The sequence below is a fragment of the Mesorhizobium sp. WSM2240 genome (assembly GCF_040438645.1).
GTDB lineage: Bacteria > Pseudomonadota > Alphaproteobacteria > Rhizobiales > Rhizobiaceae > Allomesorhizobium.
Window position 1 is genome coordinate 5,030,286 of sequence record NZ_CP159253.1, and the last position, 23,306, is coordinate 5,053,591.

At 62.3% G+C, this 23,306-nt stretch carries 25 protein-coding genes, 1 tRNA gene and 1 pseudogene; 17 read left to right on the top strand and 10 right to left on the bottom strand.

Translation table 11 applies throughout. From position 1 onward, the window contains the following. Positions 1-169: 169 nt before the first annotated feature. The 4 genes from leuD (at position 170) to leuB (ending at position 3,649) form a co-directional block, all read left to right on the top strand. Complete coding sequence (gene leuD, locus ABVK50_RS25005; RefSeq protein WP_353644015.1) at positions 170-775, top strand: 3-isopropylmalate dehydratase small subunit; 606 nt, start codon at positions 170-172, stop codon at positions 773-775. Continuing rightward, positions 772-1,167, top strand: coding sequence for a RidA family protein (locus ABVK50_RS25010; RefSeq protein ID WP_353644014.1), 396 nt, complete (start codon positions 772-774; stop codon positions 1,165-1,167). Before leuD ends, ABVK50_RS25010 begins: the two co-directional genes overlap by 4 nt. Then, positions 1,164-2,462: a Gfo/Idh/MocA family oxidoreductase gene (locus ABVK50_RS25015; RefSeq protein ID WP_353644013.1), complete on the top strand. Its 1,299-nt coding sequence runs from the start codon at positions 1,164-1,166 to the stop codon at positions 2,460-2,462. The genes ABVK50_RS25010 and ABVK50_RS25015 overlap by 4 nt, the downstream gene beginning before the upstream one ends. Before the next feature lie 74 nt (positions 2,463-2,536). Then, positions 2,537-3,649 (top strand): 3-isopropylmalate dehydrogenase, encoded by a 1,113-nt coding sequence (leuB, locus tag ABVK50_RS25020; protein ID WP_353644012.1) that lies wholly within the window; start codon positions 2,537-2,539, stop codon positions 3,647-3,649. Positions 3,650-3,671: 22 nt separating this feature from the next. Here the strand turns inward: leuB and ABVK50_RS25025 are convergent, their stop codons facing one another. Together ABVK50_RS25025 and ABVK50_RS25030 are read right to left on the bottom strand one after the other, a co-directional pair. Then, positions 3,672-4,148, bottom strand: a complete 477-nt coding sequence (locus ABVK50_RS25025) for a DUF2214 domain-containing protein (RefSeq protein ID WP_353644011.1) — start codon at positions 4,146-4,148, stop codon at positions 3,672-3,674. Positions 4,149-4,158: 10 nt separating this feature from the next. Beyond that, a complete protein-coding gene (locus ABVK50_RS25030; RefSeq protein ID WP_353644010.1) occupies positions 4,159-4,551 on the bottom strand; it encodes a DUF6152 family protein in 393 nt (130 codons plus the stop codon). A gap of 370 nt (positions 4,552-4,921) precedes the next feature. Between ABVK50_RS25030 and ABVK50_RS25035 the strand changes: the two genes are divergently transcribed. Both ABVK50_RS25035 and ABVK50_RS25040 read left to right on the top strand, forming a co-directional pair. Continuing rightward, entirely contained in the window at positions 4,922-5,956 is a 1,035-nt protein-coding gene (locus ABVK50_RS25035) for an aspartate-semialdehyde dehydrogenase (protein WP_353644009.1), read from the top strand. A gap of 66 nt (positions 5,957-6,022) precedes the next feature. Then, positions 6,023-6,394 (top strand): GNAT family N-acetyltransferase, encoded by a 372-nt coding sequence (locus ABVK50_RS25040; protein WP_353644008.1) that lies wholly within the window; start codon positions 6,023-6,025, stop codon positions 6,392-6,394. A gap of 519 nt (positions 6,395-6,913) precedes the next feature. Here ABVK50_RS25040 and ABVK50_RS25045 read toward each other — a convergent pair. The 4 genes from ABVK50_RS25045 to ABVK50_RS25060 form a co-directional block, all read right to left on the bottom strand. After that, a complete protein-coding gene (locus ABVK50_RS25045) occupies positions 6,914-7,138 on the bottom strand; it encodes a Trm112 family protein (protein ID WP_353644007.1) in 225 nt (74 codons plus the stop codon). Between the two features lie 22 nt (positions 7,139-7,160). Continuing rightward, on the bottom strand, positions 7,161-7,832 hold the full coding sequence (locus ABVK50_RS25050) for an LON peptidase substrate-binding domain-containing protein (protein ID WP_353644006.1): 672 nt from the start codon (positions 7,830-7,832) through the stop codon (positions 7,161-7,163). A gap of 119 nt (positions 7,833-7,951) precedes the next feature. Then, a complete protein-coding gene (gene trxA / locus ABVK50_RS25055; protein WP_353644005.1) occupies positions 7,952-8,953 on the bottom strand; it encodes a thioredoxin in 1,002 nt (333 codons plus the stop codon). A 75-nt stretch (positions 8,954-9,028) separates the two neighbouring features. Next, entirely contained in the window at positions 9,029-9,526 is a 498-nt protein-coding gene (locus ABVK50_RS25060) for a prolyl-tRNA synthetase associated domain-containing protein (protein WP_353644004.1), read from the bottom strand. Between the two features lie 213 nt (positions 9,527-9,739). Between ABVK50_RS25060 and ABVK50_RS25065 the strand changes: the two genes are divergently transcribed. Continuing rightward, a tRNA-Gly gene (locus ABVK50_RS25065) sits at positions 9,740-9,814 on the top strand. Between the two features lie 216 nt (positions 9,815-10,030). On the opposite strand, the gene ABVK50_RS25070 is transcribed toward ABVK50_RS25065, so the two are convergent. Further along, positions 10,031-10,744, bottom strand: coding sequence for a DUF2161 family putative PD-(D/E)XK-type phosphodiesterase (locus ABVK50_RS25070; RefSeq protein WP_353644003.1), 714 nt, complete (start codon positions 10,742-10,744; stop codon positions 10,031-10,033). A gap of 69 nt (positions 10,745-10,813) precedes the next feature. Then, complete coding sequence (locus ABVK50_RS25075; protein WP_353644002.1) at positions 10,814-11,668, bottom strand: NAD(P)-dependent oxidoreductase; 855 nt, start codon at positions 11,666-11,668, stop codon at positions 10,814-10,816. A gap of 337 nt (positions 11,669-12,005) precedes the next feature. On the opposite strand from ABVK50_RS25075, the gene ABVK50_RS25080 reads away from it, so the two are divergent. The 9 genes and pseudogenes from ABVK50_RS25080 (at position 12,006) to ABVK50_RS25120 (ending at position 20,406) form a co-directional block, all read left to right on the top strand. After that, on the top strand, positions 12,006-13,013 hold the full coding sequence (locus tag ABVK50_RS25080) for a TRAP transporter substrate-binding protein (RefSeq protein ID WP_353644001.1): 1,008 nt from the start codon (positions 12,006-12,008) through the stop codon (positions 13,011-13,013). An 86-nt stretch (positions 13,014-13,099) separates the two neighbouring features. Further along, complete coding sequence (locus ABVK50_RS25085) at positions 13,100-13,582, top strand: TRAP transporter small permease (RefSeq protein WP_353644000.1); 483 nt, start codon at positions 13,100-13,102, stop codon at positions 13,580-13,582. 23 nt (positions 13,583-13,605) lie between these two features. Next, a pseudogene (locus ABVK50_RS25090) lies at positions 13,606-14,882 on the top strand (TRAP transporter large permease). Between the two features lie 194 nt (positions 14,883-15,076). Then, positions 15,077-15,499 carry a hypothetical protein gene (locus ABVK50_RS25095; protein WP_353643998.1) on the top strand — a complete coding sequence of 141 codons (423 nt, stop codon included), beginning with the start codon at positions 15,077-15,079 and terminating at the stop codon, positions 15,497-15,499. Positions 15,500-15,870: 371 nt separating this feature from the next. Further along, entirely contained in the window at positions 15,871-16,704 is an 834-nt protein-coding gene (locus ABVK50_RS25100) for a cytochrome c oxidase subunit II (protein ID WP_353643997.1), read from the top strand. A gap of 91 nt (positions 16,705-16,795) precedes the next feature. Further along, the gene (locus ABVK50_RS25105) at positions 16,796-18,571 is read left to right on the top strand and encodes a cbb3-type cytochrome c oxidase subunit I (protein ID WP_353643996.1); all 1,776 of its coding nucleotides are present in this window, start codon (positions 16,796-16,798) and stop codon (positions 18,569-18,571) included. Then, positions 18,568-19,272, top strand: coding sequence for a cytochrome c oxidase subunit 3 (locus tag ABVK50_RS25110; protein ID WP_353643995.1), 705 nt, complete (start codon positions 18,568-18,570; stop codon positions 19,270-19,272). The genes ABVK50_RS25105 and ABVK50_RS25110 overlap by 4 nt, the downstream gene beginning before the upstream one ends. 12 nt (positions 19,273-19,284) lie before the next feature. Next, a complete protein-coding gene (locus ABVK50_RS25115) occupies positions 19,285-20,007 on the top strand; it encodes a heme-copper oxidase subunit III family protein (RefSeq protein WP_353643994.1) in 723 nt (240 codons plus the stop codon). Between the two features lie 9 nt (positions 20,008-20,016). After that, positions 20,017-20,406: a cytochrome C oxidase subunit IV family protein gene (locus ABVK50_RS25120; RefSeq protein WP_353643993.1), complete on the top strand. Its 390-nt coding sequence runs from the start codon at positions 20,017-20,019 to the stop codon at positions 20,404-20,406. 181 nt (positions 20,407-20,587) lie between these two features. Here ABVK50_RS25120 and ABVK50_RS25125 read toward each other — a convergent pair whose 3' ends face one another. Together ABVK50_RS25125 and ABVK50_RS25130 are read right to left on the bottom strand one after the other, a co-directional pair. Next, the gene (locus ABVK50_RS25125; RefSeq protein WP_353643992.1) at positions 20,588-21,418 is read right to left on the bottom strand and encodes a DUF2189 domain-containing protein; all 831 of its coding nucleotides are present in this window, start codon (positions 21,416-21,418) and stop codon (positions 20,588-20,590) included. Between the two features lie 320 nt (positions 21,419-21,738). Then, positions 21,739-22,662, bottom strand: a complete 924-nt coding sequence (locus tag ABVK50_RS25130) for a heme o synthase (RefSeq protein ID WP_353643991.1) — start codon at positions 22,660-22,662, stop codon at positions 21,739-21,741. Between the two features lie 195 nt (positions 22,663-22,857). Between ABVK50_RS25130 and ABVK50_RS25135 the strand changes: the two genes are divergently transcribed. After that, positions 22,858-23,253, top strand: coding sequence for a cytochrome c family protein (locus tag ABVK50_RS25135; protein ID WP_353643990.1), 396 nt, complete (start codon positions 22,858-22,860; stop codon positions 23,251-23,253). Positions 23,254-23,306 lie beyond the last annotated feature (53 nt).

Consider the following 23,306-nt stretch of genomic DNA (forward strand, 5'->3'; position numbering starts at 1 on the left):
CCCGCCCAGCGATGGTCGGTCCATCCCCCAATTTTCGTGAAATCGCCTTCGCGCCAATGCGAAGCTAGTGCTCTTGCTGCATAAGGCCCGCGACTGCGCTTTGATTCGGCGCTCGATTTGTGTAGAGCGGTGACGAGGAATTTCCGGAACGACATTCAGGCCGAAAACCATGGAAAAATTCACCAAACTCACCGGCGTCGCCGCGCCCCTGCCGATCGTCAATGTCGACACCGACATGATCATCCCCAAGGACTATCTGAAGACGATCAAGCGGACCGGGCTTGGAACCGGCCTGTTCGCCGAGATGCGCTACAATGACGACGGTTCGGAAAATCCCGATTTCGTGCTCAACAAGCCGGCCTACCGCAAGGCGCAGATCCTGGTCGCCGGCGACAATTTCGGCTGCGGCTCCAGCCGCGAGCACGCACCCTGGGCGCTGCTCGACTTCGGCATTCGCTGCGTCATCTCGACCAGCTTCGCCGACATTTTCTATAACAACTGCTTCAAGAACGGCATTTTGCCGATCACCGTCAGCCCGGAAGACCTCGAAAAGCTGATGGACGACGCCTCGCGCGGCTCCAACGCCACGCTCTCCATTGATCTCGAGGCCAAGGAAATCCGGGGGCCGGACGGCGGCGTGGTGAAGTTCGATCTCGACGAGTTCAAGCGGCACTGCCTGTTGAACGGCCTCGACGATATCGGGCTTACGCTGGAAAAGGCCTCGTCGATCGACAGCTTTGAGAAAAGGAACGCCGAGAGCCGTCCCTGGGCATGACGCGAAAGCTCATCTCCACCGGCTCGCCCTTCGAGAAGACCGCGGGCTATTCGCGCGCGGTGGTGCAGGGCGACTGGTGTTTCGTTTCCGGAACGACCGGCTACGACTATGCCACCATGACGATGCCGGAGAGCGTCGAGGCGCAGGCGCGCAATTGCCTCGCGACTATTTCCAGGGCGCTGGAAGAGGGCGGCTTCTCGCTCGCCGATGTCGTCCGCGCGCACTACTACATCACCGACGCGGATTTCGTTGACCGCGTCTTTCCGATCCTGGGCGAAGCCTTCGGCGACATACGTCCCGCCGCCACCATGATCGTCTGCAGCCTGAACAAGCCGGAGATGAAGATCGAGATCGAAGTCACCGCGCTGCGGCGCGAGCCGACACCGGCATGAACCTTTACTCCCTCCTCCAGGCGCGTGCCGCCGACGGCAAGCCGGTCAGGGCCGGCCTGATCGGCGCCGGCAAGTTCGGCTCGATGTTCCTCTCGCAAGTGCCCACCACGCCGGGGCTCGAGGTCACGGTGATCGCCGATCTCAACCCGGAACGTGCCAAGCACGCCTGCCGGGCAGTGGGCTGGGAGGAGGAGCGGATCGCGGCAACGGTTTTTGTCGAGGACGGACGCGACCTCTGCGCACGTGACGTGGACGTCGTCATCGACGCAACCGGCTCGCCGCAGGCCGGCGTGGTCCACGCGCTCTCGGCCATCGAGAACGGCAAGCATATCGTCATGGTCAATGTCGAGGCCGACGTCCTGGCCGGGCCGGCACTGGCAGCACGGGCGCGAAAAGCGGGTATCGTCTATTCCATGGCCTATGGCGACCAGCCGGCGCTGGTTGCCGAGATGGTCGACTGGGCGCGCGCGGCCGGCTTTCGCGTCCAGGCGGCCGGCAAGGGCACGAAATACCTGCCGGTCTATCATCAAGTGACGCCCCACGATGTCTGGACACATTACGGACTGACATCCGAGGCCGCGCGAGCCGCGGGCATGAACAGCCAGATGTTCAATTCCTTTCTCGACGGCACCAAATCGGCGATCGAGATGGCAGCGATCGCCAATGCCTGCGAGCTCGACGTGCCGGAGGACGGGCTGTTGTTTCCGCCTTGCGGCGTCGACGACCTGTCGCATGTGCTGCGGCCGCGCGAGGCGGGCGGGCAACTCTCGGGCGCCGGCATGGTCGAGGTGGTGTCGTCGCTGGAGCGCGACGGCCGGCCGGTCTTCCGCGACCTGCGCTGGGGCGTCTATGTGGTGCTTGAGGCGCCAAACGACTATGCCGCGGCCTGCTTCCGGCAATACGGGCTGCCGGTTGATTCTACCGGCCGCTATGCCGCCATGTACAAGCCGTTCCACTTGATCGGGCTGGAACTCGGCATTTCGGTGCTGAGCGCGGCATTGCGCGGCGAACCGACGGGCCAGAGCCGCGCCTTCCGGGGCGATGCCGTGGCGGTGGCCAAGCGCGACCTGAAGCCCGGCGAGATGCTCGACGGCGAGGGCGGCTACACCGTCTGGGGGAAGCTCCTGCCGGCGAAAAGATCGCTCGACATGAAGGCGCTGCCGATCGGCCTCGCGCACGGCGTCAAGCTGGTTCGGCCCATACTCGCCGGGCAGGCGGTAACTTTCGACGATATCGAGCCGCCGCCAGACAGTCCGGCTCTGCAGCTTCGCCGCGAGGCCGAGGCGATGATTTAGACGAAGCCGGCGCTTGCGCGCAGCCGGCTGCGCGTCTAGCAAAGCGCCGGCTCCCAATTCCGAAAGGTTGTTCCATGGCATCGCGCAAACTCCTCCTTCTTCCCGGCGACGGCATCGGCCCCGAAGCGATGGCGGAGGTGAAAAAACTGATCGCGGCGATGAACGAGAATTTCGGCGCCGGCTTCGAGACCGAGGAAGGGCTGGTCGGCGGCTCGGCCTACGACGCGCATGGCGCGGCGATTTCGGATGCCGACATGGACAAGGCAATGGCCGCCGACGCCGTGCTGTTCGGTGCGGTGGGCGGGCCGAAATGGGATGCCGTTCCCTACGAGGTTCGTCCTGAAGCCGGTCTTTTGCGCCTGCGCAAGGACATGCAGCTCTTCGCCAATCTCAGGCCCGCAATCTGCTACCCGGCGCTAGCGGCATCTTCTTCGCTTAAGCCGGAGGTCGTTGAAGGTCTCGACATACTGATCGTGCGGGAACTCACCGGCGGCGTCTATTTCGGCGAGCCGAAGGAAATCATCGACCTCGGCAACGGCCAGAAACGTGGCATCGACACGCAGGTTTATGACACTTTCGAGATCGAGCGTATTTCGGGCGTCGCCTTCGAACTCGCGCGGACACGCAAGAACCACGTCACCTCGATGGAAAAGCGCAACGTCATGAAGTCGGGCGTGCTGTGGAACGAGGTGGTCACCCAGACGCACAAGACGAAATATGCGGACGTGAAGCTCGACCACATGCTGGCCGATGCAGGCGGCATGCAGCTGGTCCGCTGGCCAAAACAGTTCGACGTGATCGTCACCGACAATCTGTTCGGCGACATGCTGTCGGACGTGGCGGCGATGCTGACCGGTTCGCTCGGCATGCTGCCGTCGGCCTCGCTCGGCGCGCCTGATGCGATGACCGGCAAGCGCAAGGCGCTCTACGAGCCGGTGCACGGCTCGGCGCCGGACATTGCCGGCCAGGGCATCGCCAACCCTATCGCGATGATCGCTTCGTTTGCCATGTGCCTGCGCTACTCGTTCAACATGGTGGCGGAAGCGGACCGGCTTGAAGCGGCGATCGCCGCTGTCCTCAATGACGGGCTGCGCACGAAAGACATTCTTTCGGCGGGCATGACCGAGGTCGGCACCATTCAGATGGGCGACGCCATCGTGCGAAAATTTCTGGCCCTTTCGGCGTGAATTCGCGTCGAGCGCAATAGCGTTACAGGAAGGCAATCCAGCGCCCGGCAAGCAGCGCCGCGATCCAGATCGTCAGCGACAGAAGCGCGCCGATCCTGAGGCCGGGGCTTATGCCGCCGCCGGCCAATGCCTTCCGCCATCCGGTGCTGAAACGGATGATGCTCGCGTTCACCACGCCCAAGGCCACCAGCGAAATCTTTGTCAGAAAGGCCAGATTGCCCGCGTATTCCAGCGGCTGGACTGAAAACAGCAGGAAACCGGTGGCGATCGCAAGCACCAGGCCGCCTGCCGAAATCCCAGTCATCACCCTGAGGAACGGACCCGCCTGAAGGCTGGGGAACAGGCCGAGAATCCTGAGATCCGCAGGCAGGATGGCGCCGATCAGCAGCGTCAGCGCGAAAATGTGGGTCGCGTTGATGAGCGGATAGACAAAAAGCGAGCGGCGGATGAGCGCCGCCACCTCCCAATTGTGCAGCGTGTGCAGCCAGTCGATTAGCATGCGCGGGGCCTCAGGCGCCCGGCACGCGATTGGGATAGACGTCGAAAGTGTTGCCGTTGACGATGATGCGCGCCGCCTTCATGCGTCGTTCCGAATGGTCGCGCGAGCGGAAGCCGACGCTGGTCACCGTATCGCCAATCTTCGCCGCGCGCTCGTCAAAACCGGCGCGGGTGGTCGGCGCAAGCGGCGCGAGATCGACGTGCCAGACGCCGTCCTCGGCGCGAACGTCCAGGGTCACGTGCGGATTGCCGATATAGATATCCTCGATAACGCCGGTGAGCTCGAATGGGTCGTCCTCGGTCCAGGCCCAGCCATGGTGGGCAAGCGCCGGGACGGCCGCGGCAAGGCACAGCGCTCCCACAAGGAGTGCGCGGCGGGGGATGCGCAGGATCGGGTGATTCATCGCTGGTCCATCCTTCCTCGTTCATCAAAGGGTATGGCGGGGCCGGGGATGGTCAAGTCACAAGCTGCTGATCGCGCCTCACATTGACTCTTCACCGAAAGCGCGTAAAAGGCAGCCGCGAACAGGATTTCATTATGCGCGGCCTCTTGATGGCGCTCTTTGCATTCGACTTTACCGGCCACGATTCCAATCGTGCCGGACGCGAACGCGCATCCTTCCGTTCCAGCAAAACTACGGCCAAAGCGACCACCAAAACGGTCTGATCACCCTTGGCCTGCTCACCCTCTCCCGGGTCCGGCCCGGGGGATGGAACCCGCTCCGGCCGGCGGGTTTTCTCCAGAAACGAGCGGAGAGGGACAGGAGAACTAACATGGGTTTCAAGGTTGCGATCGTAGGCGCCACGGGCAATGTGGGCCGGGAAATGCTCAATATTCTCGAAGAGCGCGGCTTCCCCGTCGACGAGGTCGTGGCGCTTGCCTCGCGCCGCTCGCTCGGCACCGAAGTATCGTTCGGCGACCGCACGCTGAAGGTCAAAGTGCTCGATACCTATGACTTTTCCGATACCGACCTCTGCATCATGTCGGCCGGCGGCAACGTCTCGAAGGAATGGTCGCCCAAGATTGGAAAGCAGGGCTGCGTCGTGATCGATAATTCCTCGGCCTTCCGCTACGATCAGGATGTGCCGCTGATCGTGCCGGAAGTTAACCCCGACGCGATTTCGCTGTTCTCCCGCAAGAACATCATCGCCAACCCGAACTGCTCAACGGCCCAGCTCGTGGTGGCGCTGAAGCCGCTGCACGACCAGGCCAGGATCAAGCGCGTGGTGGTGGCGACCTACCAGTCGGTCTCCGGCGCAGGCAAGGAAGGCATGGACGAACTGTTCACGCAGACCCGCGCCGTGTTCGTGGCCGACCCGGTCGAGGCCAAGAAGTTCACCAAGCGCATCGCCTTCAATGTCATCCCGCATATCGACGTGTTCATGGATGACGGCTTCACCAAGGAAGAGTGGAAGATGGTCGCCGAGACCAAGAAGATGCTTGACCCGAAGATCAAGCTGACGGCGACCTGCGTGCGTGTACCGGTGTTCATCGGCCACTCCGAAGCCGTCAATGTCGAGTTCGAGAAGCCGATCACGGCCGACGAGGCTCGTGACATACTGCGCGACGCGCCGGGCTGCCTGGTCGTCGACAAGCAGGAAGACGGTGGCTACGCGACGCCGATCGATTCGGCCGGCGAGGACGCGACCTACATCTCCCGCATCCGCGAGGATTCGACGGTCGACAACGGCCTGTCGATGTGGATCGTCTCCGACAATCTGCGCAAGGGCGCCGCGCTCAACGCGGTGCAGATCGCCGAGCTGCTGGTCGAACGCGGGCTGATCACGCCGAAGCAGAAGGCGGCCTGATTGTCATCTGTCGATGTGGCGCTGCGTCCGGCCGCCGCGTCGGACGCTTGCGACATCGCAAGGATCATGCGGGCGGCGCTTGGGTCGTTCGCCTGGATGCCGACGGTGCACACGCCGGACGAGGATTTGGCGTTCATCAGCGGGACCGTTCTGCCGCTGCAACGCGTGACGGTTGCCGAAGCCGGCGAAGGCATCGTCGGCTTCATTGCAGTCCATGGCGCATGGGTGGAGCAGCTTTACATTGATCCCGTCTGGACCGGGCGGGGCATCGGCAGCCGGCTCCTTGAACAGGCGACCGCCGGCATGAGGGAAGTGAAACTGCACTGTTTCCAAGCGAATTCCGGTGCGCGGCGTTTCTATGAACAACACGGATTCACGGCCGCAAATTCGGCGACGGCTCAGGAAATGAAGAGCGGCTTCCCGATATTCAGTATCTAAGGCGAAGCTGATGCCGGCACACTTCACCATCGCCACGCCCGGTTTTCACCGTCTGGCCTCTGTCAAAGAGCCCTCCTCATTTGCGAGGAGTAGTCGGGAAGCGGGGCGCGAGGCCGTGCCTCCTAACTATAAGTAACGTGGCGCGAACCTTGCGCCCCGCCGGCGTCTTGCCCTGGGAAGGAGGGTGCATTGGCGCACGCTGTCCTTCCCGTCGGGCCCGGACCTGGGGGCTCATCACCCAGCCATGCCACCGCAGCATGACCGGCCCGGCGCCGCCGCCCTCATCCGATACCCGGTGCGCACCGGATTTCCCGCAAGAACGGTGGGGCCATTATGCGGGAAGGCCAGCGATGATGAACAAATTGGGTGCAAAAATTCTTCCCGCCGGCTGTTATGCCATTGATCCGTAAGGAGGATTTCTTCGATCGGGCCGGAACGAGTGTGGATTCTATCCACGTTTGAGGACGCAGCGCGCATTCAGAAAGGCGTTCTGCGTCGACGCGGAGGTAAATTCGCGCTTCATTTCCGGCTGCGCGAGCGGGCAGGTTCGGCGTCCGGATCGACGGTGCGCGCCTCCGAAGGCAGCATCACCGGTATGCCGTCGCGCACGGGATAGGCGAGCTTGGCCAGCCGCGAATAGAGCTCGGAATTCTCCTCATCCCATACCAGCGGGCCCTTGGTCAGCGGGCAGGCGAGCAGTTCCAGCAGCCTGGCGTCGATTTTCGGCTTTTCTTCCTTACGCATCCGCTTCCCCCGGCCGGCGTCTTTATTGCAGGCTGGAGCCGAACTCGTCGTCTTCGCGCGCCAGCGCCATTTCAGTGATCGCGATCAGCGTGTCGGCGCGCGTCTTCAAATCCGGCGCCTCGAGCAGCGCCTGCTTTTCGGCCGCGCCGTAAGGCGCCATCATTGACAGCGCGTTGACCAGCATGGCGTTTTCGGCGCGGCTGACGCTGTCCCAGTCGGCCTCCAGGTCGTTGGCCTGCAGATAAGCGCGGAAGGCCTTGAGGAGCGCCGGCCGGTTGACGTCTCCGGCGGTCGGGTCCTCCTTCAGATCGGCCAGGAAGGGCGTGATGCGGCACTGCCTGAACGGCGTCTTCACAGCCATCTCCTCGGCGATCCGGTAGCGGCAAACGCCCTGCAGCGAAATCAGATAGCGTCCGTCGCCGGTTTCGGCGAGCGATGTGACCCGGCCGAGGCACCCTACTTCGCAGATCTCCGGCTCGTCATCGTCGCGCATCGACCCGTCGAGGGCCGGCTGCACCATGCCGATCAGCCGCGTTCCCGACATGACCTCATCTACCATCTGCAGATAGCGCGGCTCGAATATATTGAGCGGCATGCGCCCGCCCGGCAGCAGCAGCGCGCCGGACAGCGGGAAAACCGCGGCTACGGTAGGCAGATCGGATGGGAGCCGGTAATGGGCGTTTCCCGCCTGCATTTCATTCTCCGTTCCGGCGATAGCCCTGAATCTGGAGCATCTGTCGGAATCCGCAAGTCAATTTCGAAGTCCCCGGAATGGACCGGCCGAAGCCTGTTCCATTCCGAGCAGATACGCCGTTACGAAAACAGCAGCGACGACAGTTTGCGCCGTGAAGCCAGCGTCACCTCGTCGGTCAGGCCCCAGGCCTCGAAGAACTGCAGAAGCTGTGCGCGGGCGCCGTCATCCTTCCACGTTCTGTCGGCCTTGACGATGGCCAGCAGATTGTCGGCGGCCTCCTGCCGCATGCCAAGCGCATTCTGGATCATGGCGAGGTCGAAGCGCGCCTGATGGTCGTTTGGATCGGCTGCGAGGCGGCGCTCGAGTTCGCCCGGATCGCCGAGCGCGGCGGCCTGTTCGGCAAGCGCGAGCTTGGCGCGGACGGCGGCGAGCGCCGGGGCATCCTTCTTGTCTTCCGGCGCGCGCGCCAGAATTTCCTGCGCAGCCGCGCTGTCTCCGGCCTGGAACAGAATGTCGGCGAGGCCGGCGAGCGCGTCGACATTGTCGGGAGCCTGCGCCAGAACCGCTTCGTAAATCTGCGCCGCACCCTGCAAGTCGCCCGCCTCGCGGGCTTCCGCCGCTGCAGCCAATGCGTCGGCAATCTGCGCCTGACCATTGCCCTTGCCGGCGACCTTTTCGATGAAATCGCGGATCTGGCTTTCGGGGATCGCGCCCATGAAGCCGTCGACCGGCTGCCCGTCCTTGAAGGCGATGACGGCCGGGATCGACTGGATGCCGAGCTGGCCCGCAATGGAAGGGTGCTCGTCGATGTTCATCTTGACGAGCTTGACCCTGCCACCGGCGGCCTGCACCGCTTTTTCAAGGGCAGGCGCGAGCTGCTTGCACGGACCGCACCAGGGGGCCCAGAAGTCGACCAGCACCGGCTGGCGGCGAGATTCCTGGATCACGTCGGCAGCGAAGCTCTTGGTGGAGACGTCCTTGACTACGAAGGGTTCAGCCACCAGCGGCGTTCCGGTCGCCGGACCGGGAGCGGGCTCGCGCGGCGGCTGGCCGTTGCCGTACTGTACGCTGGTGGAATACTGGCTTCCCATCCCGCCGAACGGATTGTCCTTGGTGTTCATTGCTGCCCTTTCGGTCGCTGCCGGCCCGCCGTTGCGGCGCCGCCATTGCTGGCGGCCCTCGCCACCATGTGGCATTCATGCCGATACTTTCAAGATATGAGGCTCGTGTCCGGTCGCCTTCACAAAGGCCAGAAGATCCTCGCTGGCGATGGATGTCGTCGCCTCGTTGGTGAGTGGATGCGCGTTGACGATCTCGTCCCGCATCAGCGCCTCGTCGATGACGAACTTCACCCGCCCGCCCGTATCGTTGATCAGGCCGAAGGCAGTGACCGCGCCGGGCGTGACGCCCAGATATTCCATCAGCGGCTCCGGTTTGCCGAAGGAAACCCGGCCGGCCGCGCCGATGATATGGTGGATCTGCTTCAAATCCACTTCCGCCTCTTCGCCCACGGTAACCAGGAAGAAATTGTCCTTCTTGTCCTTGAGGAACAGGTTTTTGGTATGCCCACCGTCGATCTCCCCGCGGAGCGCCTGCGAATCCGCAACCGTGAAAAGCGGCGGATGGGATTTTGTCCGAACCGAAATGCCGAGGCTGTCGAGATAGGCAAAAAGGTCTTCGGGCGATTTCGGCATGGGTGCAGATTCCGGAGCGGGCGCTTGTCGGCAACGGTTTATGACCAAAGCCTGCCGCAAGACAAGACCGGAAGCGGCAGCGACCCACCTTCGAAAGCGGGTGCGGCCTCGCTGCGCGGCCGGCAAAATCGTCGCACGAAACCCGCCATTTCCCTGTTGCAATCGGCTCGCTCTTCGGCCATATAAGCGCGGCTTGCGGTCGATGCCGTGCGAGCGGGTGTAGCTCAGGGGTAGAGCACAACCTTGCCAAGGTTGGGGTCGAGCGTTCGAATCGCTTCACCCGCTCCAGTTTCTGCCAAGAAATCAATTACCTAAAACGGCCGCCGAGAGGCGGCCGTTTTGCTTAGTCCGACACGGGCAGCACCAAGGCAGCGAAGGGCAATTTCGCGTAGTCGTATCGCGCTTGCCGCTGGCAACGAACCAGACTGATAGACCCGCATAGCCGGGGTCATACTCACATACCTCTTGAGCCATCGCGCTTCTGCAAATGAAGGTCGGGGCCGGTCAGGCCTCGACGGAAGATGCCGCATGTGCCGCGGCGGCCCCTCCTTGCTTCTCGACTTGCAGGGGCGGCGGCCATCTGAGCAGCGCCTGATGGCCTACTGGAGTGAGCTGGTAAACGCCGCGCTCAATGCTGACGAACCAACCATAGACGTTCCGGCGCAAGATCTTGTAGGCATTCGGCAGATCAGGCCGCAGGTCTCGCGGCCGCCTCGGACCATCGGCCAAAGCTGCCGCACACGCCAAGGCCTCCTGCCGATAGGCAGTCATGATCGGATTTCGCGAGCCGCCGCCGACGACCGGATCCCCCTGGCGGCGTTTATGCTCATCGACCAGCCGGGAACGCCGTTTAGGATCGCGACGCGGCAAAGGAGCAGCCGGGCTGAGCAATACCTCCACATCGTCAGACGCAGTGACGCCGAGCAGGCCTATTCCGAGGCGGCGGCACAGATTTCGAAACCGAACATCGCTCTCTCGGCCTTTTCCGCGAGCCGACATCCTTGCCGCCACCCAGACTTCATCGGCGGCGGCCATTCGGTCGACGCCCTGCAGCACGAGTTCCAGATTGAACTGAAGCTTGAGTTCACACACGACCACAACGGGCGGGGAGTCTCCGCTCACCGCCAACAGATCGCATCCGCCGATTTCCCCCTTCACGGTAAAACCGAGGCGTTCGAGAAATTGTTTCACCGGTGCGTAGAGCGAAGTCTCAAACATGGTCAGTCGATGGCATCGTCGGCGGGACCAATGGCGCGCTAGCCTCGATCGCGACCAGGCTGAGGCTGGTCATTTTGGCGCCCGGGGTTTTTCGCCGAACAGAGCCGCGAAATAATCTACCATCTCCGGAACCATCCTTTGGCCATACCCGGCAGCCCCGGCCAGCGAAAGCGCCTGCTTGGCGGCGTGAGACATTAGGCTGGGCACGCCCAGACCATCCGCCATCCTGCCGTAATACCCGACATCCTTGCGCGCGTTGGCTATGGAGAAGGCCAGCATATCCGGCTTGCCGTCCACCGCATTGGCCTTGATAAAATCCATCATGCCCGACTTCAGCGGCCCGGCGGACATGACGCCGTAAAGGACTTGGCGATCGATGCCTGCCTTGTCGGCCATGGCGAAAGCTTCGGACATGGCGCAAGCCGTTGTCATGGCGAAGAAGTTGTTTATCAATTTCAGAGTATGGCCGGCGCCCAGCGGCCCGACGTGAAAGACGTTCTCGCCAATATCCCTGAAGATAGGTTCGGCGCGGATGAAGGCTTCATGGCTGCCGGCTGCCATAATGTTGAGCTTGCCCTCCACCGCGTGCGAGGGAGTGCGGCCGAGCGGTGCATCCATATAGCTTGCGCCCCTTGCGGCGACGGCCTCGCCGATCCTGATTGTCGAATCGGGCAAGGAGGTGCCGAAGTCGATCACCAGAGTTCCGCTGCGCAAGCCGGCTATGATTCCGGTCTCGCCGAACATGCGCGCCTCGACCGAGGCCGATGTGTCCATGCAGAGCATCACGACGTCGCTTTGCCCGGCGAGGTCGCGCGCAGTCTTCGCTTCGGCGGCACCACGCGCCACTGCCGCGTCGACATTCGCCCTGTTGCGGTTGGCCATCACAGTCATTGTATAGCCAAGGCTCTGGAGGCGTTTTACCATGGCGGACCCCATGAGCCCCAAGCCGACAAATCCGATTGAAGGCTTCTGTTGCATCTAACACCTCTCTTGCACATTTGAGCGCGACCACCTGGTCGCAAGCAACGGTCGGGCGACCTGGCAGTCTCGACTCGACAACTTCTACGCGCTTTTTCAGATGCCGCCGATGCGCTCATCCGACGAATTCCGCACACGGGTAGGACGGCGACCGATGCGACATTGACCCTGGGAAGTCGGTAGACAATAGTACCCTCGGAGGATGAGAGCGCAAATAAAATGCGCAGCAGCATGCCAGCGACATCAGCTTACGCACCTGCAATCGCCAATGGGAGGTAAAAAAGTGAACGGTTTTCGAGTTTTAAGAAATACGGTGGCGCTGTTTTTCGGCGCGGCCGTTGCGGCGGTAGGATTCCCGGGTCAGGCCTCGGCACAGATCAAATTGATTGGTGCAAGTCAGTTCAACGAGGACCATGCCTTCACGAAGACGATGCGCAAATTCGAGGAACTCGTTAAGGCTTGCTACACCGATGAGCCGATCGAATTCGAAATGCACCTGAATTCCGAGCTGGGGCTCGAGAAGGATTACGTAGCCTACATGAACCAAGGCCTGTCGGTCGACTATGCCGTGGCTTCGCCCGCGCATATCTCGACCTTCTCGGCCATGGCGCCGCTGATGGACATGCCCTTCCTGTTCCGGGACGAGGACCACTGGAGGAAGGTGCTCGAGCAGGACGCTCTCAAGCCGGTCGCCGACGATATCCTCGAAAAGGCCGACATCAGGCTCCTGGGCTATGCCGGGGGCGGGACACGCAACATCTTTGCGACGAAGCCGATCACCAATATGGCGGAGTTGAAGGGCGTACCGCTCCGGATGCAAGGCGCCCCGATCTGGACGAGCGTCTTCAACGCCCTGGGCGCGGCGCCAACTGTGATCGCCTACAACGAGGTCTACAACGCCATCCAGACCGGCGTCATTCAGGGGGCGGAGAACGAGGCAGCCGGCGTCGAGCAGATGAAGTTCTACGAAGTCGGCCCGCACCTGTCCCTGACCAGGCATGCCATCACCATCAGGCCGCTGTTCATCGCCAACAAGACGTATCAGCGGCTGCCGGAGGCGCTGCAGACCTGCATCGACGAATCCGGAGCGGCGGCCGGAAAGTTTGGCCGTGACATCGAAAGCAGCGAAGACTCGAAGAAGGTCCAGGAGATGGAGGCAAAAGGCTGGTTGACGACCCACGAGTTCACCGAGCGGGACGCCATGCTGACTGCAGCCAAACCGGTGCTCGAGAGCTACGCCGAGGAACTGGGCGCATCGGAGGTCCTGAAGGCCGTACAGGCGGTCCAGTGACCGGATTTACATGATCCGAGCGGGGCTGCCCTTGTGCGGCCCCGACGCGTCTTCGCTACCTCTGCTGCCGCCGCCCGAGGAAATCCATGACACGCGTACTCGACGTCGTCCATAACGTCCTGAAGGTCACGCTCGCCCTGCTCGTTGCGGGCCTGCTCATCCCGGTCACCGCACAGATCCTTTCCCGATTCATCGACGTCGTGCCACGCTACATCTGGACCGAGGAGATCGCCCGGTTCTGCTTCGTCTGGATGATCATGGTCGGAGCTATGTGCGCAGTGCGCGACGGCACGCATTTCGATCTGGAGGTTCTGCCGGAATCGTCCAATCCGAAGATAGAGGCCGCCAAGCGCATTTTCGTCCATGTCATGGTCCTCGTCGTCGCCTTCATATTCATGTGGTACGGCTGGCATCTGATGCTGTTCGGCTGGTATCAGAAGTCCGAGATCGCGGCCCTGCCGATGAACTGGATGTTCGGCGCCTGGCCGCTCTGCGGGATCATCTTCACGCTGTTCATTGTCGAGAAGATTGCCAGGGAAATGGCGATAATCCGCGGGAAAGCCGCATGACCCCCGGGACCGTCGCCGCCATCATGTTTGGCGTGCTGTTTCTGCTCATCATCCTTCGTGTGCCGGTCGCCTTTGCTCTAGCGCTCGCCTGCCTGCCAATCTTCTATTTCGAACCGCGCCTGACGCCGGTCCTTGTCCTCCAGGAGATGTTCCGCTCCTACAATTCCTTCGTGCTTCTGGCCGTCCCGTTCTTCCTTCTGGCTGCCAACCTGATGAACGTGGCTGGGATCACCGACCGGTTGATACGGCTGGCACGCGCCATGGTCGGCCACCTGCCTGGCGGCCTCGGACACGTGAACGTGGTCGTCTCGATGTTCTTCGCCGGCATCTCCGGCAGTTCCACGGCGGATGCCGCCGGCATCGGCTCGCTCCTGATCCCCCAGATGAAGAAGGAGGGCTTCTCCTCGTCATTCTCGGTTGCGGTGACGGCGTGTTCGTCGGTGATGGGCGTCATCATCCCGCCCTCGATCCTGATGGTGGTCTGGGGAGGGTTGATGTCCGTTTCCATCGGCGGACTCTTCATCGCCGGGATTATACCCGGCATCCTGATCGGGCTTGCCCAGATGGTGGCGGTCTACGTCTATGCGCGCCGCCACGGCATGGGGCTGCACGATCGCGCGACACTGCGCGAGCTCGCAAGCGCCCTGGCCCGCGCCGTCCTGGCGCTTCTGACGCCGGTCATCATCGTCGGCGGCATCGTCGGGGGTTCTTCACCCCGACCGAAGCATCTGTCGTCGCTGCGCTCTATGCTCTGGCGCTCGGCCTCATTATCTACCGAACGGTCGGCCGTCGGAAGCTGGCGCACGTCTTCTACGATACCGGCCGCTTCGCATCGATCGCGCTATTTTGCATCGGCACTGCCAGTGCTTTCGGCTGGACGCTGGCTTATTTCCGCATCCCTGCGGCCCTCGTTGGCTATGTTCAGACACTTGACCTTGGGATTGCCGAAATGGGCTTTGCCGTGGCGATAGCATTTCTCGTCATCGGCTGTTTCATCGACGCAATCCCGGCCATTATCATCCTTGGGACGGTTCTGTACCCTGTGACGCAGGCGGTGGGGATGCATCCGATCCATTTCGCCATGATCGGCATCATCAGCCTGGCATTCGGTCTGGTGACGCCCCCTTATGGGCTGTGCCTCCTGATTTCCTGCTCCATCGCGGGTATTCCGGTGAAAAAGGCTTTGCGTGACGTGGCGCTTGTCCTTCTGCCGATGCTGGCCATTCTGATCCTGGTGATCCTGCTTCCATCGCTAACTCTGTGGCTTCCGCGGCTGATGATGCCGCAGTTCGTCAACTGAAATGAACCCGGAAGCCGGCGACCGCAGACGTGGTTTAGCCGTTTCAGCCCTGAGCGCTTCTTCCACACAGGTGGGACCCCAGCCGACTTTCTCCCGCTTAGGCTAAGCCGGCCATATCGGCTTCTCGCAGGCCATTGATGCGCCTTTCCAACTCGACCTAGCGGAGGCTCGGATATCGTTCAGCGCGTTGTCAAATGTGCGGCGCCGGCCTCTCGGAAGGCCTGCTCAGCCGCTGCGATTTCATCGCGACTGACATCCGCCGACACTTGAATCTCGCCCCGAAGGGCTGGGTCGAGATCCGAGCCTTCGTAGTCGCCTGCAGCATCTCCTCCGGATGGCGCAGTGCCGGAGGTGTTTGCGGCGTCTTTGGCCTGAACGAAAATGTCTGCCCGGTCGATTCCGTGCTCTTGAACAAGATGCTCGATCACACGGTCAGCCGCTTCCCGCGTCCCGAATGTCCCACAGATGGTCTTTACATTATCGTCATCCATGCGGTCACCTTTCACATAGGAAGACGAAATCGATGGGAACTGAAATCGTTCCGCCCGGCCTACTCTTATGAATGGCAGGGGACCCTCCCATCGGGCCGAAACACGCGTCTGCTTCCTGAATCTTGATCTCCAAGAGACCCGGACGGCACTTATGTGCAACTGATAGTCTCGCGGCTCGGCCTCGGAGCGCGCATCGCGACGCTGAGTGCCGGACTGGCTCTCACCGCGGATCACTTCCTGGTGGTATGAGCCGGCTCACTGCTACGTCAGTTCGGCATTTTTAAGGTGTTCGCCGCGGGCAGACGCGTTTGCCGTCAATGCCCGCTGTTGGGCGGTCGATCATGACCCTCCTCACCGAAAAGCCGCGGAATTCCGCGGCTTTTTCGTGTCTGCCCGCGACAAAACCGCGCAATGGAACTTTCGCGGCAAATCACGTTATGATGCTCCGGCATTTCCGCGGGATTGGAGGTTTCCCCGGATTGCGGAGGAACCGGGGTATGGCGATTGCGCTTGTACTCGTTCTGGTGGTGGTGGGCTCGGTCCTGTTCCACGCCCTCAGCCCTTGGTGGTGGACGCCCATCGCCTCGAACTGGGGCTATATCGACTCGACGCTGATCATCACATTCTGGATCACCGGCGCGGTGTTCGCTGCCGTCGTGCTGTTCATGGCCTATTGCGTCTGGCGCTTCCGCCACAAGGAAGGCAACGTCGCCCACTACGAACCGGAGAACAAGCGGCTCGAATGGTGGCTGACCATCCTGACCGGGCTCGGCGTCACCGCCATGCTGGTTCCAGGCCTGTTCGTCTGGAATCAGTTCATCACGGTTCCCGCCGACGCAACCGAAGTCGAGGTGATCGCCCAGCAATGGCAGTGGAGCTACCGCCTGCCCGGCGCGGACGGCAAGCTCGGCACATCCGACAGCCGCCTGGTCAGCCCCGAGAATCCGCTGGGCGTCAATCCGGACGACGCAAACGGCCAGGACGACGTGGTCGTCGAGGCCGCCGACCTGCATTTGCCGATCGACAAGCCGGTGAAGATGTTGCTGCGCTCGATTGACGTGCTGCACGATTTCTACGTGCCCGAGTTCCGCGCCAAGATGGACATGATCCCCGGTTCGGTCACCTATTTCTGGTTCACGCCGACGCGGACGGGGACCTTCGAGGTGCTGTGCGCGGAGCTTTGCGGCACAGGGCACGGATTCATGCGCGGCATCGTCATGATCGATACCGCGGAAGACTACGCCACCTGGCTCGGCGAGCAGTCGACATTCGCGCAATTGTCGGCGCCCGAACAGGTCGGCGCGGCCGAAGAGGCGGTGGTGCGGCCTTGAACGGGGAGGCCGTAGGGTAGGAAAGGGACTTTCGAGCGGCCGGGCCTGAACAAGCCGCGGGTCTCGCCGGAAGGAACAAGGAGGCGAACCGATGGTCGATGCCACACCTGGCGCCGTGGATGTCATTCCGCCTGCGGAAGTTCCAGAGGTCGAACTCTACCATCCGCATAGCTGGTGGACGAAATACGTCTTCTCGCAGGACGCCAAGATCATAGCCATTCAGTATTCCGGCACCGCACTCGCCATCGGCCTGGTGGCGCTGGTGCTTTCCTGGCTGATGCGGCTGCAGCTCGGCTTCCCCGGCACCTTCGATTTCATTACCCCCGAAGCCTATTATCAATTCGTTACCATGCATGGCATGATCATGGTGATCTACCTGCTCACCGCGCTCTTCCTCGGCGGCTTCGGCAATTACCTGATCCCGCTGATGGTCGGCGCGCGCGACATGGTGTTCCCCTATGTGAACATGCTCTCCTACTGGATTTATCTGGTTGCGGTGCTGGTGCTGGCCGCAAGCTTCTTCGCACCCGGCGGCCCGACCGGCGCGGGCTGGACGCTATATCCGCCACAAGCCATCCTCAGTGGCACGCCGGGCGGCCAGGAGGCCGGCATCATCCTGATGCTGGTTTCGCTGATCCTGTTCATCATCGGCTTCACAATGGGCGGCCTGAACTATGTGGTGACGGTGCTGCAGGGCCGCACCCGCGGCATGACCCTGATGCGCCTGCCCCTGACAGTGTGGGGCATCTTCACCGCCACAGTGATGGCGCTGCTGGCCTTCCCGGCGCTGTTCGTGGCTTGCGTGATGATGCTGTTCGACCGTGTGCTTGGCACCAGCTTCTTCATGCCGGCCCTGGTCGAGATGGGCGAGCAGCTGAGCTATGGCGGCGGCAGCCCGATTCTGTTCCAGCACCTGTTCTGGTTCTTCGGCCATCCGGAGGTCTACATCGTCGCGCTGCCGGCCTTCGGCATCGTCTCCGACCTGATCTCGACCCACGCCCGCAAGAACATTTTCGGCTACCGCATGATGGTGTGGGCGATTGTCGGCATCGGCGCGCTCTCCTTCATCGTCTGGGCGCACCACATGTATGTCTCGGGCATGCATCCCTATTTCGGCTTCTTCTTCGCAACAACAACATTGATCATCGCGGTGCCCACCGCCATCAAGGTCTACAATTGGGTGCTGACGCTGTGGCGCGGCGACATCCATCTGACCCTTCCGATGCTGTTCGCGCTGGCCTTCATCGTCACCTTCGTCAATGGGGGGCTGACCGGGCTGTTCCTCGGCAATGTTGTTGTTGACGTACCGCTCTCGGACACCATGTTCGTCGTCGCGCATTTCCACATGGTGATGGGCGTTGCGCCGATCATGGTGATCTTCGGCGCGATCTATCACTGGTACCCGAAGATCACCGGGCGGATGATGAACGAGGCGATGGGCCAGTTCCATTTCTGGGTCACCTTCGTCGGCGCCTATGCGATCTTCTTCCCGATGCACTATGTCGGGCTGGTCGGCGTGCCGCGGCGCTATCCCGAAATCGGCGAGCCGGCCTTCATCACCGCACCGGTGGAAAACCTCAACGCCTTCATCTCGGTGGCCGCGCTTGTCGTCGGCTTCGCGCAGATGGTGTTCCTCTTCAACCTGATCTGGAGCATCTGGCACGGCCGCGAGGCGGGCGGCAATCCGTGGCGTGCCACCACACTTGAATGGCAGACGCCCGAGACGCCGCCGGCGCATGGCAATTTCGGCAAGGAACTGCCGGTCGTCTACCGCTGGGCCTACGATTACAGCGTGCCGGGAGCAAGAGAGGATTTCATCGCCCAGAACGATCCCGGCACCGATAAGGCCGCCGTGGGGCTGGCATGAGCGTCATACTGGTATTCCTGCTCGTGATCGCCGGCATCGCCGGCTGGTGGCTTTCCCACCAGGGGCTGATGTCCAAGCCCTGGCTCGAGCACGGACCGGCGGCTGCCCTGCCGGAGACCGATGTGACAGGCATGCCGACCGCCAAGGTCGGGCTCGGCGTGTTCCTCGCCGTCGTCGGCTGCCTGTTCGCGCTGTTTGCCAGCGCCTATTTCATGCGCATGGAGCTGTCGGACTGGCAGCCGCTGCCGATCCCGCCGCTGCTGTGGTTGAACACCGGCGTGCTGGTTCTTTCCAGCGTGGCGCTGCAGTGCGCCGTTGTCGCCGCCCGCCGCGGCCAGATCGACATGGTGCGGCTTGGCCTCGTCACCGGCGGGCTGACCGCGCTCGCCTTCCTCGCCGGGCAGCTCGTTGTCTGGCGGGATCTTTCGGCCAGCGGCTACTTCCTGGAGGCCAATCCGGCCAACAGCTTCTTCTACATGATCACCGGCATGCACGGGCTGCACATTTTAGGCGGCCTGGTGGCGCTGGCGCGGACGACCGCAGGCGCATGGGGGCGTTACCGGCCGGAGCGGCTTCGGCTCAGCGTCGAGCTCTGCGCCATGTACTGGCACTTCCTGCTCTTCGTCTGGCTTGCGGTGTTTGTGCTGCTGGCCGGCTGGGCTGCCGACCTTATCGACATTTGCCGACAACTGCTGACCTGAAGGACAAAGCGGATGGCAGAGACGACGCTAACGAACACAACCGGGATCGGCCCGCGACCGGATGGGTGGCGGGGCATCGCTTCGGACTGGTCCTCCGACCAGCGGGCGTTCAAGAACGTCTCCTGGGGCAAGGCCATGATGTGGATCTTCCTCCTGTCCGACACCTTCATTTTCGGCTGCTTCCTGCTGGCCTACATGACCGCGCGCATGTCGACGGTCGTGCCTTGGCCCAATCCCAGCGAAGTGTTCGGCCTGCACGTCGGCGATGTCAGCGTTCCACTGCTCTTGATCGCCATCATGACCTTCGTCCTGATCTCGTCATCCGGGACCATGGCGATGGCGGTGATGCAGGGTTATCGGCGCAACCGCAAGATGTCGGCGATCCTGATGCTGGTTACTGCCGCGCTCGGCGCGACCTTCGTCGGAATGCAGGCCTTCGAATGGACCAAGCTGATCAGCGAGGGCGTACGCCCATGGGGCAATCCGTGGGGCGCCGAGCAATTCGGCGCAACTTTCTTCATGATTACAGGCTTCCACGGCACCCACGTTACGATCGGCGTGATCTTCCTGCTCATCGTGGCGCGGAAGGTCTGGCGCGGCGACTATGATGTCGGCGAGCGAGGCTTCTTCACGAGCCGAAGAGGCAATTACGAGAGCGTCGAGATCATGGGCCTCTACTGGCACTTCGTCGATCTCGTCTGGGTCTTCATCTTCGCATTTTTCTATCTGTGGTGAGAGGCGGACATGGCTGAAGCAACGGCACACGATTCGGGACAGCCCCATAGCGCCCACGAAGCGCCGGCGACTACGGCGCATGCGGAGGTGCATCAGGAACACCCGATCCGGCTCTATCTCATCGTCTGGGGTTGGCTGTTTATCCTCAGTGCCTGCTCCTACTACGTCGATTATGCCGGCTTCGAGGGCTATCTCAGATGGACCCTGATCCTGATATTTATGGTGCTGAAGGCGGGGCTGATCGTCGCCGTATTCATGCATATGGCGTTTGAACGGCCGGCGCTGAGCTACGCTATCCTGCTGCCGCCGGTGGCGGTGCTGGTATTCGTGGCGTTGATGGTCTTCGAAGCCGACTACACCGCGCTGATGCGGCTGAACTTCTTCGGCGCAGGCGGATAGACAGCCGCTGAGCGCAACTGCAGGCGGGCAACCGCTGCTGCAGGTCACCCCATATGTGCCGCGTCTTCCTCATCCGGCCTCCCCTTCGCAAGCATCGCGGCTGATATCAACCCTCTCCCCGGCAGGGAGAGGGTTGACGAGGCGTAGGCGGGACAGGGAAGGAACGGCGCTTTTGCGCCGCTCAGCGCTGAACGCGCCGCCTTTTGGCCGGCGGAGTTTCCACCACCTTGCGGTAGAGGTGCCAGGTGGAATGGCCGAGCACTGGGATAACAACCGCCAAGCCGACGAAAAGCGGAAGCGACCCCGCAACCAGCGCAACCGCCACGATCAGACCCCACAAGACGATCGGGACGGGATTTGCGATCATCACGCGAGCCGAGGTCTCTATCGCCGCGTAGGCGCCGACGTCCCGGTCGAGCAGCAGCGGAAAGGCGATGACCGTGGTGCTGAGCACCACCAGCGCGAATAGGAAGCCGATCGCGTTGCCGAGCAGAATCAGTGTCCAGCCACGTTCGGTAGTGAACACGTCGGACACGAACCCCGTGATCGACGTCGGCACGTCGGACCCATAGAGCCAGTTGAACAGCGCCTGTGCGGTAAGCAGCCAAGCGACGAACAGCCCCAGAAGCAGGACCCCGACAGCGATAATCGCCGGGATAGCCGGTGAGTTCCGCACCTCGAGCGCATGCGTCCAGGACGAGTCGAGGTTGAGTTCCCGCCGCCGGCTGATTTCGTAGAGGCCGAGTGCGGCCAAGGGTCCAAGCAAGGCGAAACCGGTGATGAGCGGGTATATTAGCTGCAGGGCATTGCCGCCGGACGTCCATGTGATCAGGATCACGCCGATGACGGGGTAGATCAGGCACAAAAAGACATAATGCGACGGCTTTTCCCAGAAATCATCGAACCCCCGACGCAGCGCGTCGAAGACATCCGCGATCATTATCTGGCGAACCGTGGGTTGAGCCACGGCCTTCTTCTTGTTGGGGCCTGCAAGCACGTGAAAATTCGCCATGACCATTTTCCTCCTGGACCAGGTCCGGTGGGGTCGCGATTTACGGTGCTGCCGTCCAGCGTGACTGGTCACGCAAAACCGCGACCTGCACCGCCGTCAACATAACTTGCCCGAGACGATTTGTCGCCCCCATTGGCGCATGGTCGACCGCTCTTCTGGCATTCGCCCCCTTTTTTGGCTACTCTGGCCAAAACGGCTTGGGGGTCAGGTCATGGACGCAAAGACGGTGTTCATTCTCGGCCTGGGCACGGCCATTCTCCTCCTGCTCGGCTTCTGCGCAGCGCCATTGTGAGCGCAGAGCCCGGAAGGATCTAGTCAGCTCAGCTGAGCGCCCGCTGGGCGATGCTGTCGCCGAGCAGAACGGCGAAGATCGCGAAAAGATAGATAATCGAATAGGCAAACAGCGCCTTGGCATTCTTCATACCCGCATCGGGTGCGGCAAGCGCCTTCCACGCGTACCAGACAAAGCCCACGCCCAGCACGGCCGAGGCCAGTCCGTAAACGCCGCTTGCAAAGCCGGACAGCCAAGGCGCGACGCCGACGGGCGCGAGCAGCAGCGAATAGGCGAAGATCTGCTTGCGGGTCGAGGCCTCGCCCGCGACGTTCGGCATCATCGGTATTCCGGCGGCGTCGTAATCGCCTGCCTTGAATAGAGCGAGCGCCCAGAAATGCGGCGGCGTCCAGAAGAAGATGATGAGAAACAGGATCGCACTTTCCAGGCCGACCGAGCCGGTCGCGGCGGCCCATCCGATCACCGGAGGCAGCGCGCCGGCCGCCCCGCCGATCACAATGTTCTGCGGCGTCGAGCGCTTTAGCCACATCGTATAGACGACGACGTAGAAGAATATGGTGAAGGCGAGCAGCGCAGCCGCCAGATATCCGGCCAGCATGCCGAGCGTCAGGACTGACAGGGTGGAAAGAACGAGGCCGAAACCGAGCGCTTCGGCCGGCATAACGCGGCCCGACGGAATCGGTCGCCGGGAGGTCCGCGACATCACCGCGTCGATGTCTGCGTCGTACCACATGTTGAGCGCGCCGGCAGCGCCGGCGCCAAGCGCGATGGCGAGAATGGCTGTCACCGCGACAGCCGGATTGATGATTCCTGGCGCAGCCACCAGCCCGACGAAGGCGGTGAATACGGCGAGCGCCATGACGCGCGGTTTCAGGAGAGCAAAGAAGTCGACGGCCGTTGCCCCGGCGAGGCGGACGCCGGCGTCATTGAGACGGCTTTCCTGGTCCGACATGGCTTGAGACGACCACTGATTGTATGGTCAGCCTAGCAGTCCTCGCCTCTTTTGCAATCTGAAGCAGCCGCCATACCGCCGCGAATGGGAGCCCGTGCCGCTGCACATCGTCGCACCCGGGAACCGGCTGGCTTTGCACGCCTTTAGCCGGTAACCTCACCCGGATTGGCTTTGCTCACGGAGGAAAACCGCATCATGAAACCGACCATCAGCCTTGCCTCGGCCTTCCTTGCCGCAGTCTTCCTTGCACCGCTGCAGGCGCAGGCGCAGGACGCGGCCGCCGGGAAGACGGTGTTCAACAAATGCCGGGCCTGCCATGACGCCGAGGCCGAAAAGAACAAGGTCGGGCCACACCTTGTCGGCGTGGTCGGTCGCACGGCCGGCTCGCTCGAAAGCTACCAAGCCAAATATTCCGCGAACATAAAGGAAGCAGGCGCGGCCGGGCTGGTCTGGGACGATGCCAACCTCACCGAGTATCTGCGCGATCCGAAAGCGGTGATCCCCAAGGGCAAGATGGCGTTTCCGGGCTTGAAGGATGACGCCGACATCGCCAACGTCATCGCCTATCTGAAAGCCGATCCAAAACCCTGAGCGAAAATATCGGCTGCCCGGTCTTAACCCATTTCAATCAAATGGAAATGGGC